Annotated in this window: 17 protein-coding genes and 2 pseudogenes; 12 read left to right on the forward strand and 7 right to left on the reverse strand. The window is 61.6% G+C overall.

Annotated elements, in window-relative coordinates:
• The 3 genes from ACMGFG_RS13085 to ACMGFG_RS13095 form a co-directional block, all read left to right on the forward strand.
• Nucleotides 1-509: DUF6920 family protein (locus ACMGFG_RS13085; protein WP_436930774.1), on the forward strand; the 509-nt coding region annotated here is incomplete at its 5' end.
• A gap of 67 nt (nucleotides 510-576) precedes the next feature.
• Entirely contained in the window at nucleotides 577-831 is a 255-nt protein-coding gene (locus tag ACMGFG_RS13090) for a cation transporting ATPase C-terminal domain-containing protein (protein ID WP_436930943.1), read from the forward strand.
• 56 nt (nucleotides 832-887) lie between these two features.
• Complete coding sequence (locus ACMGFG_RS13095; protein WP_436930775.1) at nucleotides 888-2,147, forward strand: MgtC/SapB family protein; 1,260 nt, start codon at nucleotides 888-890, stop codon at nucleotides 2,145-2,147.
• A gap of 151 nt (nucleotides 2,148-2,298) precedes the next feature.
• Here the strand turns inward: ACMGFG_RS13095 and ACMGFG_RS13100 are convergent.
• The 3 genes and pseudogenes from ACMGFG_RS13100 to ACMGFG_RS13110 all read right to left on the reverse strand — a co-directional run.
• Nucleotides 2,299-2,962 (reverse strand): annotated as a pseudogene (locus tag ACMGFG_RS13100) (universal stress protein); the annotation flags it as partial.
• 244 nt (nucleotides 2,963-3,206) lie between these two features.
• Nucleotides 3,207-4,208, reverse strand: a complete 1,002-nt coding sequence (locus ACMGFG_RS13105) for a cytochrome d ubiquinol oxidase subunit II (protein ID WP_436930776.1) — start codon at nucleotides 4,206-4,208, stop codon at nucleotides 3,207-3,209.
• A complete protein-coding gene (locus tag ACMGFG_RS13110) occupies nucleotides 4,201-5,646 on the reverse strand; it encodes a cytochrome ubiquinol oxidase subunit I (protein WP_436930777.1) in 1,446 nt (481 codons plus the stop codon). Before ACMGFG_RS13110 ends, ACMGFG_RS13105 begins: the two co-directional genes overlap by 8 nt.
• A 478-nt stretch (nucleotides 5,647-6,124) precedes the next feature.
• Here ACMGFG_RS13110 and ACMGFG_RS13115 point away from each other — a divergent pair, with 478 nt between their 5' ends.
• The 4 genes from ACMGFG_RS13115 (at nucleotide 6,125) to ACMGFG_RS13130 (ending at nucleotide 10,442) form a co-directional block, all read left to right on the forward strand.
• Entirely contained in the window at nucleotides 6,125-6,784 is a 660-nt protein-coding gene (locus tag ACMGFG_RS13115) for a nitrous oxide reductase accessory protein NosL (RefSeq protein ID WP_436930778.1), read from the forward strand.
• Between the two features lie 128 nt (nucleotides 6,785-6,912).
• The gene (locus ACMGFG_RS13120; RefSeq protein ID WP_436930779.1) at nucleotides 6,913-8,679 is read left to right on the forward strand and encodes a NosD domain-containing protein; all 1,767 of its coding nucleotides are present in this window, start codon (nucleotides 6,913-6,915) and stop codon (nucleotides 8,677-8,679) included.
• Entirely contained in the window at nucleotides 8,672-9,541 is an 870-nt protein-coding gene (locus ACMGFG_RS13125; RefSeq protein ID WP_436930780.1) for an ABC transporter ATP-binding protein, read from the forward strand. Before ACMGFG_RS13120 ends, ACMGFG_RS13125 begins: the two co-directional genes overlap by 8 nt.
• Nucleotides 9,534-10,442 carry an ABC transporter permease gene (locus ACMGFG_RS13130; protein WP_436930781.1) on the forward strand — a complete coding sequence of 303 codons (909 nt, stop codon included), beginning with the start codon at nucleotides 9,534-9,536 and terminating at the stop codon, nucleotides 10,440-10,442. The genes ACMGFG_RS13125 and ACMGFG_RS13130 overlap by 8 nt, the downstream gene beginning before the upstream one ends.
• Before the next feature lie 612 nt (nucleotides 10,443-11,054).
• Here ACMGFG_RS13130 and ACMGFG_RS13135 read toward each other — a convergent pair.
• Together ACMGFG_RS13135 and ACMGFG_RS13140 are read right to left on the reverse strand one after the other, a co-directional pair.
• On the reverse strand, nucleotides 11,055-11,978 hold the full coding sequence (locus ACMGFG_RS13135; RefSeq protein WP_436930782.1) for a sulfite exporter TauE/SafE family protein: 924 nt from the start codon (nucleotides 11,976-11,978) through the stop codon (nucleotides 11,055-11,057).
• 585 nt (nucleotides 11,979-12,563) lie between these two features.
• Nucleotides 12,564-13,139: pseudogene (locus tag ACMGFG_RS13140) on the reverse strand (transposase); the annotation flags it as partial.
• A 255-nt stretch (nucleotides 13,140-13,394) separates the two neighbouring features.
• Between ACMGFG_RS13140 and ACMGFG_RS13145 the strand changes: the two are divergent.
• Nucleotides 13,395-13,829 carry a universal stress protein gene (locus ACMGFG_RS13145; RefSeq protein WP_436930783.1) on the forward strand — a complete coding sequence of 145 codons (435 nt, stop codon included), beginning with the start codon at nucleotides 13,395-13,397 and terminating at the stop codon, nucleotides 13,827-13,829.
• Nucleotides 13,830-14,245: 416 nt separating this feature from the next.
• The gene (locus ACMGFG_RS13150) at nucleotides 14,246-14,668 is read left to right on the forward strand and encodes a universal stress protein (protein WP_436930784.1); all 423 of its coding nucleotides are present in this window, start codon (nucleotides 14,246-14,248) and stop codon (nucleotides 14,666-14,668) included.
• Nucleotides 14,669-14,686: 18 nt separating this feature from the next.
• Here the strand turns inward: ACMGFG_RS13150 and ACMGFG_RS13155 are convergent, their stop codons facing one another.
• Nucleotides 14,687-15,415 (reverse strand): TVP38/TMEM64 family protein, encoded by a 729-nt coding sequence (locus ACMGFG_RS13155; RefSeq protein ID WP_436930785.1) that lies wholly within the window; start codon nucleotides 15,413-15,415, stop codon nucleotides 14,687-14,689.
• A gap of 30 nt (nucleotides 15,416-15,445) precedes the next feature.
• Entirely contained in the window at nucleotides 15,446-16,786 is a 1,341-nt protein-coding gene (locus ACMGFG_RS13160) for a cyclic 2,3-diphosphoglycerate synthase (RefSeq protein ID WP_436930786.1), read from the reverse strand.
• Between the two features lie 32 nt (nucleotides 16,787-16,818).
• On the opposite strand from ACMGFG_RS13160, the gene arcC reads away from it, so the two are divergent.
• The 3 genes from arcC (at nucleotide 16,819) to ACMGFG_RS13175 (ending at nucleotide 19,443) form a co-directional block, all read left to right on the forward strand.
• On the forward strand, nucleotides 16,819-17,760 hold the full coding sequence (gene arcC / locus ACMGFG_RS13165; protein ID WP_436930787.1) for a carbamate kinase: 942 nt from the start codon (nucleotides 16,819-16,821) through the stop codon (nucleotides 17,758-17,760).
• Between the two features lie 85 nt (nucleotides 17,761-17,845).
• Nucleotides 17,846-18,292 carry a universal stress protein gene (locus tag ACMGFG_RS13170; protein WP_436930788.1) on the forward strand — a complete coding sequence of 149 codons (447 nt, stop codon included), beginning with the start codon at nucleotides 17,846-17,848 and terminating at the stop codon, nucleotides 18,290-18,292.
• Nucleotides 18,293-18,564: 272 nt separating this feature from the next.
• Entirely contained in the window at nucleotides 18,565-19,443 is an 879-nt protein-coding gene (locus ACMGFG_RS13175; protein WP_436930789.1) for a universal stress protein, read from the forward strand.
• The last annotated feature ends 157 nt before the right edge of the window (nucleotides 19,444-19,600 follow it).

Raw genomic sequence — 19,600 nt, forward strand, 5'->3', positions numbered from 1 at the left:
TCCCGTTCGTCAATGCGCGAGTCCTCGACGCCTACGTCGAGGGCAACGGCTTGCTCCGGGCAACCCTCCTCGGTGCCGTTCCCGTCGCCAATGCGGGGCCGAACCCGCGGATGAACGAGGCGGAACTCCAGCGGTACCTGTCAGAGACGCCGTGGTTCCCGACCGCCCTCCTGCCGGCGGCCGGCGTCACATGGGAGGGCGTCGACGACCGGACCGCCCGAGCAACCGTCCGAGACGCCGACGTGACCGCGACGGCGACCTTCCACTTCGACGGGGAGGGGCACGTCATGCGACTCACCGCCGACCGGTATCGCCAGGACGAGGACGCGACGGCACCGTGGGTCGGCGAGTACGCGGACTACGAGGAGCGCGGCGGGCTGACGATACCGACGACAGCCGAGGTGGGATGGGAGACGACTGACGGCGTCGTACCATACTGGCGCGGGACGATAACCGCGATCGAGTATCGACTGGGCGACAGGACTCCCCCTTCGGGTTTTGCTCCGTGAGTTCCGACACAGCGGATCCTCGACGACTCGGCGTTCAAACGCTTCGAACAAGTGATCCTGTGCATCCATTACCGTCCGGGATGTCACGTCCGGACTCGTCAGAAACGAAGTCACGGAAACCCTGTACGTCTGGGGTGCACTGGGGCTGTCATCAGTGATCCTCTTCGGCGCAGTCTACTTGCCCGGCATCTCTCTGGTACTGAGCACGACCCCGATCGGGTTCGAGGGGTGGCTGCTCGTGTTCGGGATGAGTCTCCTACCTCTCGTGGTCGGGCAGTTTGAGCGCGAATTCCGACGGCGATTCGGAACGTCCGACTCGTGACGATGCTCGGAATTCGACCCGTAGTTTGACATCGGACTCCCGAGACGCTCTAGACAATGGTCGATCCGGCAACCGATCCACTCGTCGAGGTCCTCTTACATCTTTTCGTCGGCTTTGGACTCGGTGCGCTTATCGGGTTAGAACGCGAGCAAAGCGAGTCGGGCGGGACGTTTGCCGGGAGTCGCACATTTCCGCTGTTCGCACTCTACGGGGGGATCGTCGGATCGTTCTTCCCGACGGGACTTTCAATTGCCCTCGGTGTGCTCGCCGTCCCGCTCACAGTCGCATACGCCGGGAAAATCTGGTACGAACGTGATATCGGTCTGACGACGCTGATGGCCGCACTTCTCACCGTGCTACTCGGAGCGATAGCGATGCAATCCGACACCGGCGCAGTTATCGCGATCGTCGCCGGCGGTGCCATCACGGTACTCCTGTCGGTGAAAGATCCGATCCACGAATTCGCGGACCGGATCGACGAGGCGGAACGCCTGGCCTCCGTCAAATTCATACTCGTCGTCCTCGTCGTACTACCGGCGCTTCCGGACCGCTCACTCGACGTGCTCTACGGGCTCAATCCGCGTTTCGTCTGGTTGATGGTCGTTTTCGTCACCGGGCTCGGGTTTGTCGCTTACGTGCTCGGGCAGTTCCTCGAACCGGAGCAGAGCATCGCGCTAACGGGAATTATCGGTGGGTTCGTCTCCTCGACGGCGACGACGGTGACGATGGCGGAGAAAACCGAGCAAAACGAGACGCTGTACCACGTCTGTGCGTTTGCGGTCGTCACTGCGTCTATCGTGATGTTTCCCCGGGCACTCGTCGAGATCGCGGTCGTCAACCCGAATCTACTCTCACGTGCAGTCCTCCCGCTGGGAACCATGACAGTCGTGGGTGCAGTTGCTGCTGGAGCGCTGTACTGGCGGACCACGTCCGACGAGACCGTCGAACCCGGCGAGTTACAGAATCCGTTTCGACTCCGGCCAGCCCTTCTCTTCGGAGTGATCTTCGCTGTCGTACTCCTCGTCTCGGAATACGCACACGAGTGGGTCGGCACGTCAGGCGTGTACGCCACAGCGTTCCTGTCCGGTCTGGCAGATGTCGATGCGATGACTATCACGCTGAGCAAGCTCGCAGCAGAGGGAACAGTTTCGACGCAGGTCGCAACCACGGGAATCGTTATTGCGGCTATCGCCAACACCCTGGTCAAGGCTGCATTGGCGTGGACCCTGGGTACCTATCGACTGGGACGGCTCGTTTCCATCGTTCTCGGCATCGTTGTGGTAAGTGGACTAGTGCTTCTCGTTGTCGGCGTCTAGAGTCCGGCACCGAAGCTGAGGTGGTGACAAGCCATCGGGGGACATCCGTCGTCGTCGCTCGAAGTGAGCATATACAACTTCTAATTCCGTTGATGGAGCGCGGAGAAACTACATCACGCTGTCGAAATCGCTCACTGGACCGGCGCCACCATGTGTCTGACCCGGGGGCTCGGACCGTCAGTACCGGGATCGGCGACGTACGAACGAGGTAATCAGTGACGCTCCCCAGCAGATACCGGTCGAGGCCCGTTCGTCCGTGAGTGCCGACAACGACGAGGTCGATATCGTGTTCCTCGATACACGTGAGGATAGCTCTATGAATCGACGGTCCGTACTCAGCTTCCGTCGGTCGGGACGAGTACGTCCTCATACGGATGGGAGGACGTGACATCGTCGTCGGGTCGAACTGTAAGTACAGGAACGTCTGATCGGCGAACAACCCGTTCGGTTGCACTGCCGAGGAGAAACCGTTCGAGGCCCCGGCGTCCGTGCGTCGGCATGACCACGAGGTCCGTTCCCCGTGTCTCGGCGTAGTCGACGATTTCTCGGTACGGTTCTCCCCGGATTACTTCTGTGACGGTCCCCACCCCGCTCTCTCGTTCTCGGTCAGCCGTCTCCCGGACCAGTTGCTTGCCCTCCTGTTCGAGCCCCTCAACCACCTCTTTCTGGATACGGACGACACTATCCTGCGTCGTATCGACGACATTGAAGATGGTGACTGTCGCGTCGTAGTACGTCGCGAGGTCCAGTACGTGGTCGAAAGCGACCGCTGCCCCGTCACTCCCGTCCGTGGGGAATAGGATCTGATCGAAGATAGTCCGGAGTACGGGTTCGGCATACAAAAGCGAGCGGTGAACCCTCTACAGCCGTAGAATCTCGGTGGGCGGTCCCGTAGCACATCGCCTTTGTCAGGTCACCACCGCGTCGTGACTTCGGTATTTTGCCGCCAGCGTACACGGATAACGCTCGGATCGAGACCAGCCGTCCGCTCCATTCCGTCGTCACCACGAATTCGATACAACCGTTGGGTGAGTCTCCCGAATCCCGTCGCCGTCCCGCTCAGCTCCCGTATCCCCCTCCTTCGATAGGGCCGCTGAACACGCCGTAGAGGAACTTGAAATACCAGAGAACCAGGAGCAGAACGGGGAGGCCGAGGACGGTCACGAGATTCAGTGCCAGCGGCGAGACGACGGCCTCCCTGACAGTCAGCCCGGTCGGCGGATAGACCGTCGGATACAGCAGAACTGCGATCAGCACGCTCAGCAACGCGGGCAGCGACAACGCGCTCGCCAGCCAGGCGCGATACTCGCCCCGTCCGGCCAGCACGCTCCCGCCCAGCCCTGCAGCGACCGAGAGAGCGACGACCGCGGCCACGGGAAGTGAGAGAACTGCGTCGGAAGCACCGCCGGCGTCGGTCACCACAACGGTCACCAACAGAACGGCCACCCCAGCCAGGTACGCGACCGTTGCGACGACTCCGTACTCACGCAGCTCCGACGCCAGCGCTGGCTCACTCTTGGCCGCCAGGAACGCTGCACCGGTGACGACCGAAACCGCGACTAAACCGATCCCGGTCAACAGCGCCGGAAGCGACAGCGTCGCAGCGTCGAACACCCAGCGGCCGGCGAGGGTCCCGAACAGCAACGGCGCAAGGAAGCTACCGCCGACGAAGGAGTAGTCACAGTAGCGTTTCCATCGCTCGTCGTCCCGCTGTTCGCGAAGTTCCGGACCGAGTCCCCGGAACAGCAACGCGAGCACGAGTCCGATCGAGAGCAGGTAGTGATCCGCCAGCAACCGGGAGTATACCCGGGGAAACGCCGCTAATAGCGTCGTCCCGAAGGCGACCAGCCACACCTCGTTGGCGTCCCAGACCGGGCCGAACGCCGACAGGAACGTCTCTCGGTCGCGCTCGTCTTCACGGGTGGCATACAACATTCCGATTCCGAAATCGAAGCCGTCGAGGACGACGTACATCCCCAGCGTGAACATCACGACACCGAACCACACCTCCGGTAGTGATTCGACGAGATAGGCGTTTACCGGGAGCATAGACTCAGTCATCGTCGCTCACCCTCGGGAGGGGACCGTGCCAGCGGTCGTCACTCGGCTCTCGGATTCCGAGTTCTTGGAGTTCGTCCTGAATCAGCCATCTCAGTATGTACAGCGCAGTCAGTACCAGCCCCGTGTAAACGACGACAAATCCGGTCAGCGTCAGGGTCGCCTCCGCCCCGGAAAGCGTCGCGGAGACGGCTTCGCTGGTTCTGAGCTCGTCCTGAATAACCCACGGTTGGCGGCCGATCTCGGTGACGTACCACCCCGTGAGCATCGCGGCGTATCCGAACGGGGATGCGGCGACCATCGTCTTCAGGTAGCGGTCGCTGTCGGAGAGGCGTCCGCGATACGTGAGATATCCGCCCCACAGCGCCAATCCGATGAACAGGAATCCGAGCCCGACCATCATGCGGAACGACCAGAACACGAGTGCCACTGGCGGATTCTCCTCGTACTCGTTCAAGCCGACCACCTCCGCATCGAAATCCCCCCCACTGGCGAGGAACGACCCCACTCCGGGGAGACTCACGGTAAACAGGTTCTCGGCACGGGGGTCGGTGATCGCGTCGGGACTCTTCGGGAACGCGAGCAGATGTAGGTCCGCCCGGCCGGTCTCGTAGTGGGCCTCCATCGCTGCGAACTTCTGCGGCTGAGTGTCTTCGACGTGCCGGGCGTAGGCGTCACCGTGGACGGCCTGGAGCGGTGCAGAAACGAGCAGGAGCATCACGGCCAGTTTCAGTGCTGTATTCCAGGCCTGTGTTTCGCGCTTCCAGACGATATATGCCGAGACGCCCCCGACGAGCAGCGCGACCGATATCACCGATGCGTTGATCATATGGACGTACATCCACGGCATTCGAGGAGTGAGGAACGCGGCGACCGGGTCGACCAGCCTGGCGACTTCCACCCCGTTTCGGGTGACCATCTCGTAGCCCCGTGGGGTTTGCATCCAGGCGTTGACGACCAGGATCCAGAAGCCCGACAGCCACGCCCCGAAGCCGACCAGTACTGACGAGAGAATGTACGTCCTGTCCCGGACGCGATCGCGGCCGTACAGCAATACACCGAGGAACACGGCCTCGAGGAAAAAGGCCATCTTCGCCTCGAAAGCCAGTGGACCACCGATCAGTTCGCCGGCTACCTCCGCGAACCGCGGGAAATTCGTCCCGAACTGGAAGCTCATCGGGATCCCGGTGACCGTCCCCATGACGAAGCCGGCCGCGAACACTTTCACCCAGAACGACCGCAATCGAGCGAACCGCTCCTGGTCGGTCCGGACATCCTTCCACGTGAAGTAAATTATGAACGGTGCAAGACCGATAGAGAGTGATGCGAAGATGATATGCACGGATATCGTCCATCCGAACTGAGCGCGACTCGCAAGCTCCGGTGAAAGGAACGCTACCCAGCCGTGATAGACGGGCCCGAGTAGTGGGGCGGGAGCCATGACATGAGATTGAAAACTTCCGCTGATAAGCGTTGGCGCTGTTCCCGGTTTCGAGTACTCTACTACAATATTTAATAGTGGTCAGTTGTGATTCCCGTACAATTTTACACAACTAGTAAATCGGACAGATGGGAATCGCGGTCGCGAATGAGGCGGGCAATCGATCTTCATGCTCCGGCAGGGTATCGTGGAACGATCGTCGGACCTGTGTGCCCCCGAGAACCGCTCAGTGCAGGACTGGGATACCGGCCCATAGAACGGAGAAACACGTTTTTATAAGATTATTTTGTCCTCTCAGAGGACACTCCCTCCTGGGCAGTCGGTGAACCCCAACCCGCTTGGCACGTTCCGGGAGGGATAGACTGGTCGTAGTATTGGAAGCATAGAGAAATATCAATCTGTCGCCGATTCCCGTGCCGGGACAGACCGATGAGGGGTTAACCACGTCCGGTTCAAAGCTACGAGGGACACACGAATCATGAGCGGGCACATCCATCGAACGTGGACGGAGCGAATTCGCACTCCGGGAAAACGTGAGGGCCGGGAACCCGACGGCGAGAGGGTGTCCAATGCGACTCGATGTCGCCGCCGGCCCTTGCTCGTTGGTGGGGCAGTCACTCTGGCGGGCCTTGCGGGTTGCGGGAGTTCAGACTCCGGTGAGGCGCCCGAACCAGTCGGGCTAACGACCGAGGATCGGTGTGACGTGTGTGGGATGGTGATCCCGAATCACCCGGGGCCGAGCGCGGAGATATTTTATGCGGACAGCCGACCCTCCGGCCACGATAACCCGGCGCGGTTCGACAGCACCTGGGAAGCGTTCCAGTACGACTTCCAACGCCGCGACCGCGGCTGGGAGACCGAGGCGTTCTACGTCACTGACTACTCAGCCGTCGACTACTCCGTCAGGGAGGCAGGCGCGGATCTAGTCATCTCCACCCACCCGGATGCCGCGGCGTTCGTCGATGCCGAGTCGGTATCGTTCGTCGTCGGTTCCGAGGTCAAGGGGGCGATGGGCAGGGACCTGATCGCCTTTTCGGAGCGGAGTGACGCCGAGTCGTTCGCCGACGAGTACGGAGGGTCGCTCGCCGGGTTCGACGACGTGAGCCGCGAGACGATCGCCCAGCTCGGTCGCGCTTGAGCATGGACGTACAGATCGCTGGAGCCGTCGTGTTCGCGGTCGTGCTGCTGTGTGGTGCCGGATTCCTGGTCGGGTCCGGTGGAGGCGAGGCGCAACCGGTCAATTTTGAAGAGACGCTTCGCATGGGAATGACCGGTGTCGACGTCGCGACGGCCGAGGCCCGTGGCTACGAGATACCGCGGGCACAGGTGTTTTACGGCCAGTACGAGTACGTTGTCGGATACTACGGCATCGAGTCACTCGTCTCGCAGCTGGAGAGCGGGACCGCCCGTCGCCAGTTCGGTAACCCGCTCGCCGTCTTCGTGACTGACTTCTCCGGGGCGGGTCCATCGGTCGTCGACGGCGGCTATCTCGACCTGCGGACAGACCCCGCCGTCGGGTGGGTTCGAGCGGACGAGGCTGTGTACGTCGTCGATAGCAGCGCGGCCGTCGCGGCCGGCCCAACTGCGGTTCCGTTCTCCGAGCGCAGCGCGGCACGCGCGTTTGCCGACGAGTACGGCGGTCGAATCGTCTCGTGGCGGACGCTCCCCGGCGCGGTCGGACCCGCTGACCGGGTGGGTGCCCGGACTCTTCGCGAGTCGGTCCGGAGTCGATCCACGTGGGCGAACCGGACCGTCGACGCCCGGCAGGGGCTCCGCGAGCGGCCGGTCTCCATCGTCGTTGGCGAGGACGTCCCGACCCTGTCGGCGGCCGTCGCCGCGGCGCCACCGAACACGACGGTCCAGGTGCCGCCCGGTCGCTTCGAAGCGAACCTCACCGTCGAAAAGCCGGTGACGATCCGAGGGGCGGGCCGGGAGACGATACTCGACGGCGGCGGCAACGGCAGTGTCGTTCGGGTTCGCAGCGACCGCGTCGCCGTCACGTCGTTGTCGATCACCGGGGTCGGTCCGGTCGGGTCCCGGTCGCCCCCCGAGGACGCCGACGGTCCCGTCACGACACCGTTAGTCTACGCCCGGAGTGATACGGGGATCGGGTTCGTCGGGGCCAACGAGTCGCTGGTCGCCGATGTCCATATCGACACCGTGTCGACTGGCGTCGCCCTCCGTCGTAGTGACCGATCCGTTGTTCGGAATCTCAGCGTCCGGGGTGCCGAAACCATCGCCGAGGGATCGATGGGGGTGTTACCGATCTCCTCGCGCGTCGTCGTCGAGGACAGCGAGATCCGGGGCGGCCGCGATGGCGTCTACACCCATCGCGCTCACGGCAGCGTGATCCGCGACAATCGCCTCGTCGGCGGGCGCTACGGTGTCCACGAGATGTACACGTCCGACCTGCTCGTGGCGAACAACACGATCCGCGAGACGAAGGGTGCCGTTGTCCTGATGACGCGGCCGGAGAACAACGCTATCGTCGGCAACGACGCCGTCGACAACCGGGCGGGGATCCTCGCTGTCGGTGACACGTCTCTGTTCACCGACAACGTCGTCGCCGGGAACCGAATCGGTTTCAACCTCGGATCGACGCGCTCCCTCGTGACGAACAACACCGTGGCCGGGAACGAGATCGGACTCCGTTCGGTGACGCTGCTGCCGACCAACGACGTGGTCGGTAACGACGTGGTGGGCAACGAGCGGCCGGCAGTCGTATCGGGCGGCCCCGTCCACGTCTGGACAGTGGAGAGGCGCGGCAACTACTGGGGGCCGGTTCCGGGGCTCGACCGCGACGGGGACGGGGCCGTCGACAGAGCCTTCCGTCCGACGGGGCGGGTCGACGTGGTCGGCAGTCGCGCTCCGGGAGGGCCGACGCTCTCGCGAGCGCCGGCACTGCGGCTGCTCCGTGCGGTCGCCGGAAGCGTACCGGGTCTCCGCGAGGGCGGTGCCATCGACACCGCACCGCGTGCCGAGCCGGTCCACCCGGATCGACTCCAGGAGGTGCAAAACGGAACCTATGAGTGAAAGAGACCGACCCGAGACGGAGACGAGTCCGAGTGAGGCTGAAACGAGCAAACGAGCCGCCGAGGAGGCGGACAGCGGCGACGCCGGTGAGTCGGTCGGCAGAGAAACGAGCGAGGCTGGTGAGAGCGACGGGGTCCTCGTGGTCGACGACGTCGCGCGGTCGTTCGGCGACGTAAACGTCCTCTCGTCAGTGTCGTTCGACGCCGAGCGTGGAACAGTCACCTGTCTGGTCGGCCCGAACGGGTCCGGAAAGACGACGCTGTTGCGCGTGGTGGTCGGCCTCCTCACGCCCGACGCTGGGTCCATCTCCCTCCCGGTCGGCGGCGACCGTGCGGTCGGCTACCTGGCCCAGACGCCGGCGTTTCGCCCGCAGTTCACGCTCGCCGAGACACTGACGTTCTACGGCGACCTCGCCGGAGTCGATGTGGACCCGGAAACGGTACTGGGTCGGGTCGGGCTCGAAGCGGTCGCCGACCGCTCCGTCGAAGCCCTGTCAGGGGGGATGACCCGCCTGTTCGGCATCGCGGTGGCGACGATCGGCGACCCCCCGGTGCTCGTGCTCGACGAACCCTCCAGTGGCCTTGACCCGACGATGACCGAACACGTGGGGTCTGTCGTCCGCGACCTCGCCGACGACGGCCGGACGGTCCTGCTGGCGACCCACGAACTGGGCACCGTCGACCGGGTCGGCGACACCGTACTCGTGCTCGACGACGGAGCGATCCAGGTCGCGGCTCCGCCCGACGAGCTACGTCGCGAGACCGGTTCCGAGACACTGACGCACGCGATCAATCAGTACATTCACGGAGAAAGCGGCGATCTGACGGTCCGAGCGGGGACCTGGGAGGGGACCGATGAGTGAGGAGTCGGCGACCGGTGATTCCCAGGAGACAGCCGGATCGCCACCGACGAAAATAGTCGACCAAGATGCCACCCATCGTACCACCCGGGACCGCGGTCAAGCGCTCGTGGCCGTCGCTCAACGCGCGTTCGATACGGTCGTTCGAACTCGCACCTATCTCGCAGTGGCGGTCGTCTACGGCTTCATCGTAGTCGGACTCCCAGTCGCAAGCGGGGTGAGCGGCTACCTCCCTCTCGTGCTCGACCTGTTGACGCCAGTGGAGGTGCTCGTACCGCTGGTCGCGTTCGGGTTCGGTAGCTGGAGCGTTCTCGCGGACGCTCGGAGCGGGGAACTCGACGTGATCCGGACGTTCCCGCTCGACCGGTCGACGTACGTCCTCGGGACCTTCCTCGGTCGGGCAGTCGGGTTGCTCGCAGCAGTCCTCGCGCCGCTGGTTGTGCTCGGGATATCGATCCCCTTCCTTCGAGAGCCGGCGACGGGCGTGTTCGCCTCCCACGCCACAGTCGACTCACCGGTATATCTGGTGCGGTTCGTCGCACTGACTGCTGCCTACGCACTCGTCTCGCTCGCACTCGCGATGGCCGTCTCTTCGCTCGCCCGGTCCCGCCGAACCGTCGTTGCTGCTGCCACGGTGGCTACGCTTGCAGTTGTCATCGGGATCGACGCAGCGGTCATCCTTGGCCTCGTGCACGGGATCGTCGGTGCCGACAGTCTTGGGCTCGTGGTTGCCCTGAGTCCGACCGGGGCATTCCGGGGGTTGATTCTGTCGACAGCGGTCGATGGAATCGTCTCAACTGGCACCCCTGCTGCGAACGCTGCCGCTAGCGTCGCCGGACTAACCATTTGGTTCATACTTGCGTTCGTCGTTGCTACGCTAGCTGCGTGGTCGTCAGATGAATAGTGAGCTCCCCATCCTCGCGGGTACCGCTGGTCTCTATAACGAAATCACCAAATTTCCTGTCGTGATGGGATGGATATCGGAACGGCGTTCACCGCCGCGTCGATCAACAGCGTCGAGACGACGGCGTCTTTGCGGCCGGTGACGTGATGGACCGCGAGTACCAGCAGGCTGTCACCGCCGCGGGTATCGGTAGCATGGCCGCCTTGGACGCGGAGAAGTGACTCGAATCAGCGGAAGCGGCGTCGGCCGACAGCACTGGACCGATCCCCGACAGCGGCTGACGACTGATGGGATCCGTGATGAGACGCGATGGCAATGGGACGGACCCGGCTACCGTCGAGAACCAGGCGGATCGAGTCTCGCCTCATTCCGGTCGCCGGAGACCGACCCCGACGAGGACGAGGGGTGGTGGGTCGCCGACAGCGAATGGTTGCAGGAGAACGTGACGGAACACACGTGCCGTCGGTACCTCCGATGGGCTCACGTCGGGCCCGTCGCGGTCGGCGACGAGTCGGAGGAGTTCGGCAACTGCGGTTGTGCGAACCTCGAAGACTCATCCTCCGCGTCAAGGCCGTCGACGGCGGAATGGCGATCGGGTCGGAGACGACTGTTTCACAGGAAGAGCGCCGGAATCGTATTCCGGAAGATATTGAGTGAGATGACGAACAGCAACGCGACGACGAACCAGTTGAACTTCCCCTCGTCGACCTCGAGACGGCGGAGGTACGTCCCGAGTAGAAGGCCGACGATGGTGACGACCGCGATCACTGACCCGAGCCACAGCCGATAGGATGTCAACAGGTCCGTGAACAACGCCATCTGGATGATTCGAACTGTGAAAATGGCACCGAGGACCATCGAGAGGCCACCGATGTACCGTTCGGTGTCCCGCTCGAAGGTGTGGAAATATGCCGGGAGCAGCGGGCCGAGGTTCGCGACGGCCAGAAGGAATCCCTCGAGGAACCCCGCGACGCTGAGTCCGAGCGGATTGTGCGTCTCTTCGACGGTGACGAAGTCCTGGACCACCTGGAAGACGACGTAGCCAAAGATGACGAGGCCGATGAGGAACGGAACGATCGGCCCCGTGCTAAATTCGGCGAGGAACGCGACTCCGATTACCGAGCCCACGATAGCTAAAAAGACGAGAACCCATTCTTCGCGGATGAAGGAGAGACCGGTGTTGGTCTCTCCGATCTGGAACATATTGATCATCCACGGGGGGATAGCCAAGACGACGACTGCGAAGGTCGGATCGATCACTGAAGCGAAGATGGGCGTCGTGATGAGTGCATAGCCGAAGCCTACCATCCCCTTGACGACGCCAGCGATAACCGCAACGAGAATGAACGCCGCCAACAGTGTAAGCGAAATATCGGCCTGTAGGCCCTTGCCGAGATTATCGAATCCGGGGAAGAAGACGATAGACCCTGCCACGACAGCAAGCGTCGCGAAGACCATCATTACCTCGCGGTACTGGAACTCGAGAAAGTTCGAGACAAACTGTTCGACATCTATCCGTGATTCTGGAGTACTCATAGATACCACCGTTCGGGCGAATCCGAGCTCAACACTTACCGAAGAGAGACATCGCGACACGTATCCCTGTCCCCGTCACGGCGATATCCACGGCTATTTGGGTTCCGTCAGACCGGTGGAAATATCGAGATTGCCCGATGAAGGCACTCAATGCCCCGTTCAGTTCATTCCTCGCGGTGTCATAGATCGGTGCAATATTTACGGGCGGGAACGAGTTCTAGACGACACCAACTACGAAGGCGCGTGCAAACATCGCGTTGCAGTCGCGATTCGACGGCCGCTGCTCGATGCGATCGCGGCCAGATCCGAGTCACAGTCGGTCGCCGCTGACGGCGGACAGGTCACCCCGTCGATGGTAGACGGTGCCGAGGCAGACACTGCAGAGAGCGAGACACCGACGCCGGACGACGGGGAGTGTTCGGAGTGCATCGGCGACTTTCCGTGTCGGGACTGCGTTCGTACCGAGAAGCGTGAGCTCCCCGATTCCGTGTAAGTTGGTTTTGCACCCGAAGAGAGTGCAGCATATTCTGAACTGACGTGCTCTATTGAATCCACGGAAGGCGTAGCGATCACTCCGTGATAATGGTCGTCGTAGCCCTTGTCACCGGCGAGACTCTCGATCTCGTCGGTGTTGCGCAGCGCCACCCGACGGCCTACCTGTGTATCGTGGGGCCAGTGTGCCGAACAGTGGATATCGAGGACGGCACACGACTCTGTATCGACCAGGGCCGTCGTTTTCAGCGTTCGAATGTGGCGATCCGAGCGATCGACGTAGTGGCTGGATGTCGCTTCACGGTCGAAAAACGTGGCATCCAGGGCACTGTGCTCGCCCGGATCGCATCTGGCCGCCGACCGGTCGAGCAGTTGCCGCCAGACACGAGTTGACACCCGCTAGAACGACTGCCACAGCGTCGAGGGTGCCGGGAACTCCGACCGAGCCAACTGCAAGACGGCGCGAACGCGATCCATCTCGCTGGCCCAATCGACGATTTCTTCGAAGGTTGCGTCCATGTGAACCCGCAGGAAGTGCAGCGTGAGATGCTTCCAGCCGGCACATCCGTTGCCAGCCGGATCACTCACCACCGCCGTGGGGCTGGCAGCACAGCGCTTTGGAGCCAGCGACGCCGCTTGCTTAACGAAGCGGAAGAGGCTCTCAGGCACATTTCCTCTCTCCGCTTCGCTTCCGCCTTCAGAGCGACGCTATTCGCTCGCTGTCTTCGGATTCAATAGAGCAGGTAGTTTCTATGCTCCGGGAATCCCCCATGTGTTCGATCAAAAACCAAACAGTGCACTACCGGAATCGTTCGAACAACCCATATCACTTGTGGAGAGATACATGAGCTCAAAGTCACTGGTTTGTCACTGTCTGGGAATATCTAACAGACTATTTCCCACCGGTAGCCAAGACCGAGACAAATGTACGAAACAATTCTCGTGCCGACGGACGGTAGCGAGGGGGCGAACGCGGCTGCTCGACATGCAGTTGACATCGCGAGTAAATACGACGCGACGCTACATGCGCTCTATGTAGTTGATGTCCGAATGAGTCCTATCAGCACGGAGATGGACCGTGACGAGGTCATCCAGTTGATCGATCAATCGGGCGAGAGGCCGACAACGCCGGTACTGGACCAAGCTGCGGAGACGGATATTCCCGCGACCGGGGCGATTCGGCTCGGCGTTCCACACGAGATCATTCGTGAATACATCGACGAAACCGATGTCGATCTCGTGGTGATGGGAACGCACGGCCGGACTGGCCTCGAGCACACACTCCTGGGCAGTACGACGGAACGTGTCGTCCGTACCGTTGATATACCAGTTTTGACGGTCCATCTCGACACGAGCTAAGAGCCGAGACAGAGAGTATCGGGATCCAACCATTCGGAGTGTATATCTCGATGTCTACCGGGAGTTCGGAAGGAACCACTCCGCGTTCTCGGTGGAGTGGCGGGACGCGCCACTGTGAGAGCGGAGCGTCTTACAACACGAGGCGAGGAGAGATCTGGGGTGTTGGGACTGTAGCGGGTTTCTACGGCTGTTCCACGAATGCGCGAATGAGTCGGTCTCGAGTAGACTACCGCCGATAGTGAAAGAGGCAACGTCGATACTCTCCCAATTACGGAACATCACGAATTTACTTCAGTGGAATATCGGTGAAGCCACCGGTAGTTTGCTTACGTGACCCGGCAACCCTAGAACGAGGCCCCTATCAATATCTGGGAATTGCCAGCGACTACAAAGCGGCTTGCCGCGTCTCAAACAGTATGTACGATACGATTCTGGTCGCGACCGATGGTAGTGCCGACGCGAACCGCGCAGCAACACACGCACTCGAACAGGCCGAACAGCACGACGCCGAACTCCATGCGATCTTCGTAGTCGATACCGGTCGATACGCCGAACCGGCCCTGAGTAGCATGGAACTGGAAACCAACGAGATTGAAGACTGGGGCAATCAGGAACTCTCGGAGATCGCCGACCGAGGCGAACAGCTCGGCATTAAGGTTACGACTCGGTGTTGTCACGGGAAGCCATACCTGGAGATCATCAATTACGCCGACGAGACTGACGCCGACCTGATCGTGCTTGGCTACCACGGGCACTCCCACGCAGAAGGGGAGCAGATCGGGAGTGTGACCGACCGTGTCGTCCAGAACGCAGGGAGACCGGTTCTGGTCGCGGCCTGAGTCGACACCGGTCGGCCGTTACGGGTTCCCTCCGAAAAATCGGATGAGCGGGTCCCGATACAGATATCCGAGTACCGAAACCACCGCAAGAATGACCGCGAGCGCGAGCGCGGCAGCGAAACGGTCCGTGCCGAGTAGATCACCAACGACGTTGACGAGGAAGAACGCCGGCGTCCGACCGATGACGGCGATGGCGACGAGCTGCCACAGCGGGATGTCGGTAAGCCCTCCGGCAAAGCAGATGACATCGTCGGGAAGTCCTGGAACCAGAAAGATGAAAAAGAGCGCCGGTCGACCGTAGTCGTCGCTGACAGCGTCGAACTGTTCGAGAGCATCCTTGTGGACGAGGTTTTCGACGTAGGCGCGGCCGTATCGCCGTGACAGCCAGAAAGCAGCGGTACTGCCGATGGTGATACCGATCATGTTGTACACCGTTCCCCACCACGCGCCGAAGAGATAGCCGGCGACGACGGCGAGGACTTGTCCCGGGATCGGTGCGGCGACGACTTGTACCGCCTGGAGGACGACGAGCACGACGGGTGCCAGGATACCGTATCCCTCAATGAACTCGCGTAAAGCCTGCGCACTGGTCAGGAACGCAAAGTGACGTTGTACGAGGACCGTCGCGACGACAAGCACGAGTACGAATACGAGCAGATGCACGACAAAGCGCCGCCTGCTCCGGGCAGACGCAAAGATCCGGATGTTTTCGAGGCGGGCACGCACTCGATCGAGAGCAGTATCCATAGATTCCGATGAATCGACGTTTGATATATTTCAGAGGTTCAACGCTTGAGCGTGGCGATCGAGTACCGTGTCGAGCGTGACATCTTTCTCCTCGAGTTCGTAGCGAACCCGTACGATAGGGATCTCTGTGTCAATCAGCCGTCCGAGGTCGTGGGGCGTCCCCGAGACCACGACATCGGGTGCTGCGTTCTGAATCGTCGCTTCTAGATCCCGGATCTGTGCATCACTATAGCCCATTGCCGGAACCACCCTATCGAGGTGATTGTATTCTTCGAAGATGCGCTGGAGCGAACCGACGGCCGCGGGCGCCGGGTCGACGATCTCCGCAGCTCCGTATTTCCGGGCAGCGATCAAGCCGGCACCGGAAGACGCGTCACCGTGGGTGAGCGTCGGTCCGTCTTCGACGACGAGAACGCGTTTTTCAGCGATGGCGTTTCTATCGGCCGTAATCGTCGAGTTCGCGTGAATGAGTTCCGCGTCTGGATTCGTTTGCCGAACGTTTGCTTCGACCTCGCGAATCCCGGCCACGTCGGCGGTGTTCTCCTTGTTGATGAGGACGTAATCCGCGAGGCGGAGGTTGGTTTCACCCGGATGGTATCGTAGTTCGGACCCAGCACGGTGGGGATCGGCCACGACGACGTGGATGTCTGGGACGTAGAATGGGAGTTCGTTGTTGCCGCCGTCCCAGACGATGATCTCGGCCTCGGTTTGGGCGCGGTCCAGAATGGCCTCGTAGTCGACACCCGCATAGACGACGTGGCCACGTTCGATGTGACTCTCGTACTCCTCTCGCTCCTCGATGGTCACGTGACTCTCGTCGAGGTCGTCCATCGACTCGAACCGTTGCACCCGTTGGGCGACGAGATCGCCGTAGGGCATCGGCTCCCTGACGACGGCCACGTCCGTCCCACGTTCGAGTAGCAGATCGGCGAACTTTCGTGCCGTCTGGGACTTTCCACACCCGGTTCGAACCGCGTCGACGGCGACAACGGGGACCTCAGCGTGGAGCATCATCCGGTCCGGGCCGATCAGTCGGAAGTCGGCACCGGCAGCGAGTACACGCGATGCCTGATGCATCACGTGTTCGTGTGAGACATCGGAATAAGAGAACACGACCGTATCCACGTCCTCCTCGTCGATGATCGTCTCGAGTTCCGATTCGGCGCGGATCGGGATGCCCTCGGGATAGCCTTCACCGGCCAATTCCGAGGGATAGTGGCGGTTGGGGAGCTCATCGAGTTCGCCGATGTTCTGTGTGCCGGTGTGCGTGAACGCGACGACTTCGAAGCGCTCGTCCCCTCTGAAGGCGGTATTGAAGTCGTGGAAGTCCCGGCCCGCTGCGCCCATGATGACTATCCGCGTCTGACTCATGGTACTAACTACGCGTGGGAAGTGGAATTAGTATGGGCGGCACCTCTCACGAGACGGGAGCGGATCCGATCGTCGTGGCACTGGGCGGAAACACGCTACTCGGTACGCACGGTCTCGGATCGATCGACGAACAGCTCGACGTGATAGCGCGAACAGCCCGACAGATCGCGGACGCGATCCGGGCCGGCTACGATGTCGTACTCACCCACGGCAACGGACCGCAAGTGGGCAACCTCCTCTTACAGCAAGAGCGCGTCAGCGAGACGCCTGAGTTACCGCTTGACGTGCTGGTCGCCGAAACCCAGGCACAGATCGGCTATCTCCTCCAACAGGCCCTCGACAACGAACTTGCCGACTCATCCGACTTCATCACCGTTGTGACGCAGGTGGTCGTTGACGCCGACGACCCCGCGTTCCAGAACCCGACGAAACCCATCGGACCGTTCTACACCGAAGCGGAAGCTGCGGAGAAATCGTTCGAGACGCGGCGCGTAGCGACCGGTGACCGTCCGTACCGTCGTGTCGTCCCGTCTCCCGAGCCCGTCGAACTTGTCGAAGGAGAGGAACTCACTCGCCTCGTGGAGCGGGGGAACCTCGTGATCACCGCTGGTGGTGGGGGCATTCCCGTCGTTCGTGACGACGGGCTCGGAGGTATCGAAGCAGTCGTCGATAAGGACAAGGCCTCGCAACTGCTCGCCTCGGAACTCGGCGCCGATACTCTCGTCATCCTGACGGACGTCGAGTTCGCGTACGTGAACTACGATATGCCCGATCAGCGCCCCCTCCGTCGGCCTTCCCCCGAGGAGTTGCGCGCGCATCTCGATGCGGGTGAGTTCGGCGAGGGAAGCATGCAACCGAAGATAGAGGCCTGTCTCCGCTTTATCGAACAAGGCGGAGGGCGAGCCGTGGTCACCTCGCCCGAGCACCTGATGGATGCATTGGCCGGCGAGACCGGAACACGGGTCCGGGCCTGAATCTTCCATAGAGCGGGGACCGGGGAGTTCTCGGCTTCTTGTAATCGACAGTCGGTCTTTGTCCCTCCGCCAACAAGGATTCGATATGTACGACCAGATATTGGTTCCGACGGACGGAAGTGAGGGGACACGAGGCGCCGTCGAACACGCGATCGATCTCGCAACGACCTACGACGCGGCACTCCATACGATCTACGTCGTCGATACGAACGTCGGTATCGACTCCTCGGTTTCCGGAACGCTCGATGCCTTCGAAGAGAGTGGTGAGAACGCGATCGACGAGGTGATCCAGCAAGCAGAGGCAGCTGGTGTGAACACGATCGAAGGTGTAGTGGCACAGGGAGCACCCCACCAAGCCATTCTCGATTACGCCGATGAACACGACATCGATCTCGTCGTTATGGGAACGCATGGCCGTACGGGGCTGGATCGATATCTCCTCGGCAGCGTCACCGAGAAAGTCGTCCGGCTCTCGGATGCGCCGGTGTTGACGGTTCGAATGTCAACTGAATCAGCTGACGAGTCTTCGTGAGTGACATCCTCCGCGCCGTAAACGGCGCGACTCTCTCGCTGCGTCAAGATAGACAGAGCGGTCTCACAGATTAGGAATTAGAGGTGTTGCTAAAACCGAAACATTCGATGGTAGACTTGGTGTCGAACAATGACTCCTGATTTCGTCGAGAAACGGTTCAAACCGACGAAAGCGGAGTATGAGGAGGAGCAGCGTACAGACGATACCCCCTGTTTGTCATCAAGTGGTAATACCGCGCCCCGTTTTTGTGTGTCCGAACCGTTATCGAAGTCATGTTCGACCAGATTCTCTTCCCCACCGACGGGGGTGACGGGGCAGCATTCGCGTTCGATCACGTATTAGATCTCGCAGCCCGTCATAACGCGACAGTACACATCCTCAACGTTGCAGATACGACGCAGAATGGTCTCCTGGAGACTCGAGGCGACGACGTTGATGCCCTCGAACAGGAAGGGGACCGAATCGTCCGCGAGGCAGCTGAGCAAGCTGACAGACGGGGGGTAGACACCGTCACTGACGTTGTCCGGGGCGAACCGTACCGCGAGATCGTCGACTATGCCGAAAAACACGGTCTCGACCTCGTCGTGATGCCGACGCACGGCCGCCGCGGACTCGAACGGTTCCTGCTCGGCAGCACCAGCGAGCGGGTCGTCCGTCGGGCAGACGTCCCCGTGCTCACGATACGTCCCGACGAGGAGGTCACGGTCACTTTCCCCTATGAGGACGTCCTCGTTCCCACCGATGGGAGTGACTGTGCGAATCAAGCGCTCGCTCTCGGCGTCGATGTCGCGGACGCCGAAGACGCAGCACTGCATCTCCTCTCTGTGGTCGCTATCCCGACGTTGGGGGCCGATGCTCGTCCGGATATTCGGATGGAACTGTTGGAGGAAAGTGCTAACGAACTCCTGGACGAAGCCGCGGCGTTCGCAGACGACGCTGGCGTCGACGCAGCGTCGACAGCGGTCGAATACGGCCCCTCGATTCACCAAGCGATCCTCACGTACATCGACGACCACGACATTAATCTCGTGGTCGTCAGCACCCACGGGCGAACGGGCTTTGACCGATACGTACTGGGGAGTGTCACCGAGTATCTCGTTCGCACGTCGCCGGTTCCGGTACTGACCGTCCAACCCCCCGACCCAGAGTAGGTCGTTCGCAGAGCGTACGGCAGACGGGATGTGCGTTCCGGGAGCGGTTCGGGTATCGGTCCCGTCTCGTCGCGTACCTGTAACACGCGGCAGATCGGAATAACACAGATGCAAAATAGAACCGAGTCGCGTGCGGTGCCCCGCAACAATCTTTCGA

This window comes from Halosimplex halobium (assembly GCF_051414055.1).
Taxonomy (GTDB): domain Archaea; phylum Halobacteriota; class Halobacteria; order Halobacteriales; family Haloarculaceae; genus Halosimplex; species Halosimplex halobium.

Excerpts from the sequence above, each read along its gene's own strand:
- ACMGFG_RS13095 (WP_436930775.1), top strand. The coding sequence starts at position 888 with ATGGTCGATCCGGCAACCGATCCACTCGTCGAGGTCCTCTTACATCTT.
- ACMGFG_RS13105 (WP_436930776.1), bottom strand. The coding sequence starts at position 4,208 with ATGACTGAGTCTATGCTCCCGGTAAACGCCTATCTCGTCGAATCACTA.
- ACMGFG_RS13110 (WP_436930777.1), bottom strand. The coding sequence starts at position 5,646 with ATGGCTCCCGCCCCACTACTCGGGCCCGTCTATCACGGCTGGGTAGCG.
- ACMGFG_RS13115 (WP_436930778.1), top strand. The coding sequence starts at position 6,125 with ATGAGCGGGCACATCCATCGAACGTGGACGGAGCGAATTCGCACTCCG.
- ACMGFG_RS13120 (WP_436930779.1), top strand. The coding sequence starts at position 6,913 with ATGACCGGTGTCGACGTCGCGACGGCCGAGGCCCGTGGCTACGAGATA.
- ACMGFG_RS13125 (WP_436930780.1), top strand. The coding sequence starts at position 8,672 with ATGAGTGAAAGAGACCGACCCGAGACGGAGACGAGTCCGAGTGAGGCT.
- ACMGFG_RS13130 (WP_436930781.1), top strand. The coding sequence starts at position 9,534 with ATGAGTGAGGAGTCGGCGACCGGTGATTCCCAGGAGACAGCCGGATCG.
- ACMGFG_RS13135 (WP_436930782.1), bottom strand. The coding sequence starts at position 11,978 with ATGAGTACTCCAGAATCACGGATAGATGTCGAACAGTTTGTCTCGAAC.
- ACMGFG_RS13145 (WP_436930783.1), top strand. The coding sequence starts at position 13,395 with ATGTACGAAACAATTCTCGTGCCGACGGACGGTAGCGAGGGGGCGAAC.
- ACMGFG_RS13150 (WP_436930784.1), top strand. The coding sequence starts at position 14,246 with ATGTACGATACGATTCTGGTCGCGACCGATGGTAGTGCCGACGCGAAC.
- ACMGFG_RS13155 (WP_436930785.1), bottom strand. The coding sequence starts at position 15,415 with ATGGATACTGCTCTCGATCGAGTGCGTGCCCGCCTCGAAAACATCCGG.
- ACMGFG_RS13160 (WP_436930786.1), bottom strand. The coding sequence starts at position 16,786 with ATGAGTCAGACGCGGATAGTCATCATGGGCGCAGCGGGCCGGGACTTC.
- arcC (WP_436930787.1), top strand. The coding sequence starts at position 16,819 with ATGGGCGGCACCTCTCACGAGACGGGAGCGGATCCGATCGTCGTGGCA.
- ACMGFG_RS13170 (WP_436930788.1), top strand. The coding sequence starts at position 17,846 with ATGTACGACCAGATATTGGTTCCGACGGACGGAAGTGAGGGGACACGA.
- ACMGFG_RS13175 (WP_436930789.1), top strand. The coding sequence starts at position 18,565 with ATGTTCGACCAGATTCTCTTCCCCACCGACGGGGGTGACGGGGCAGCA.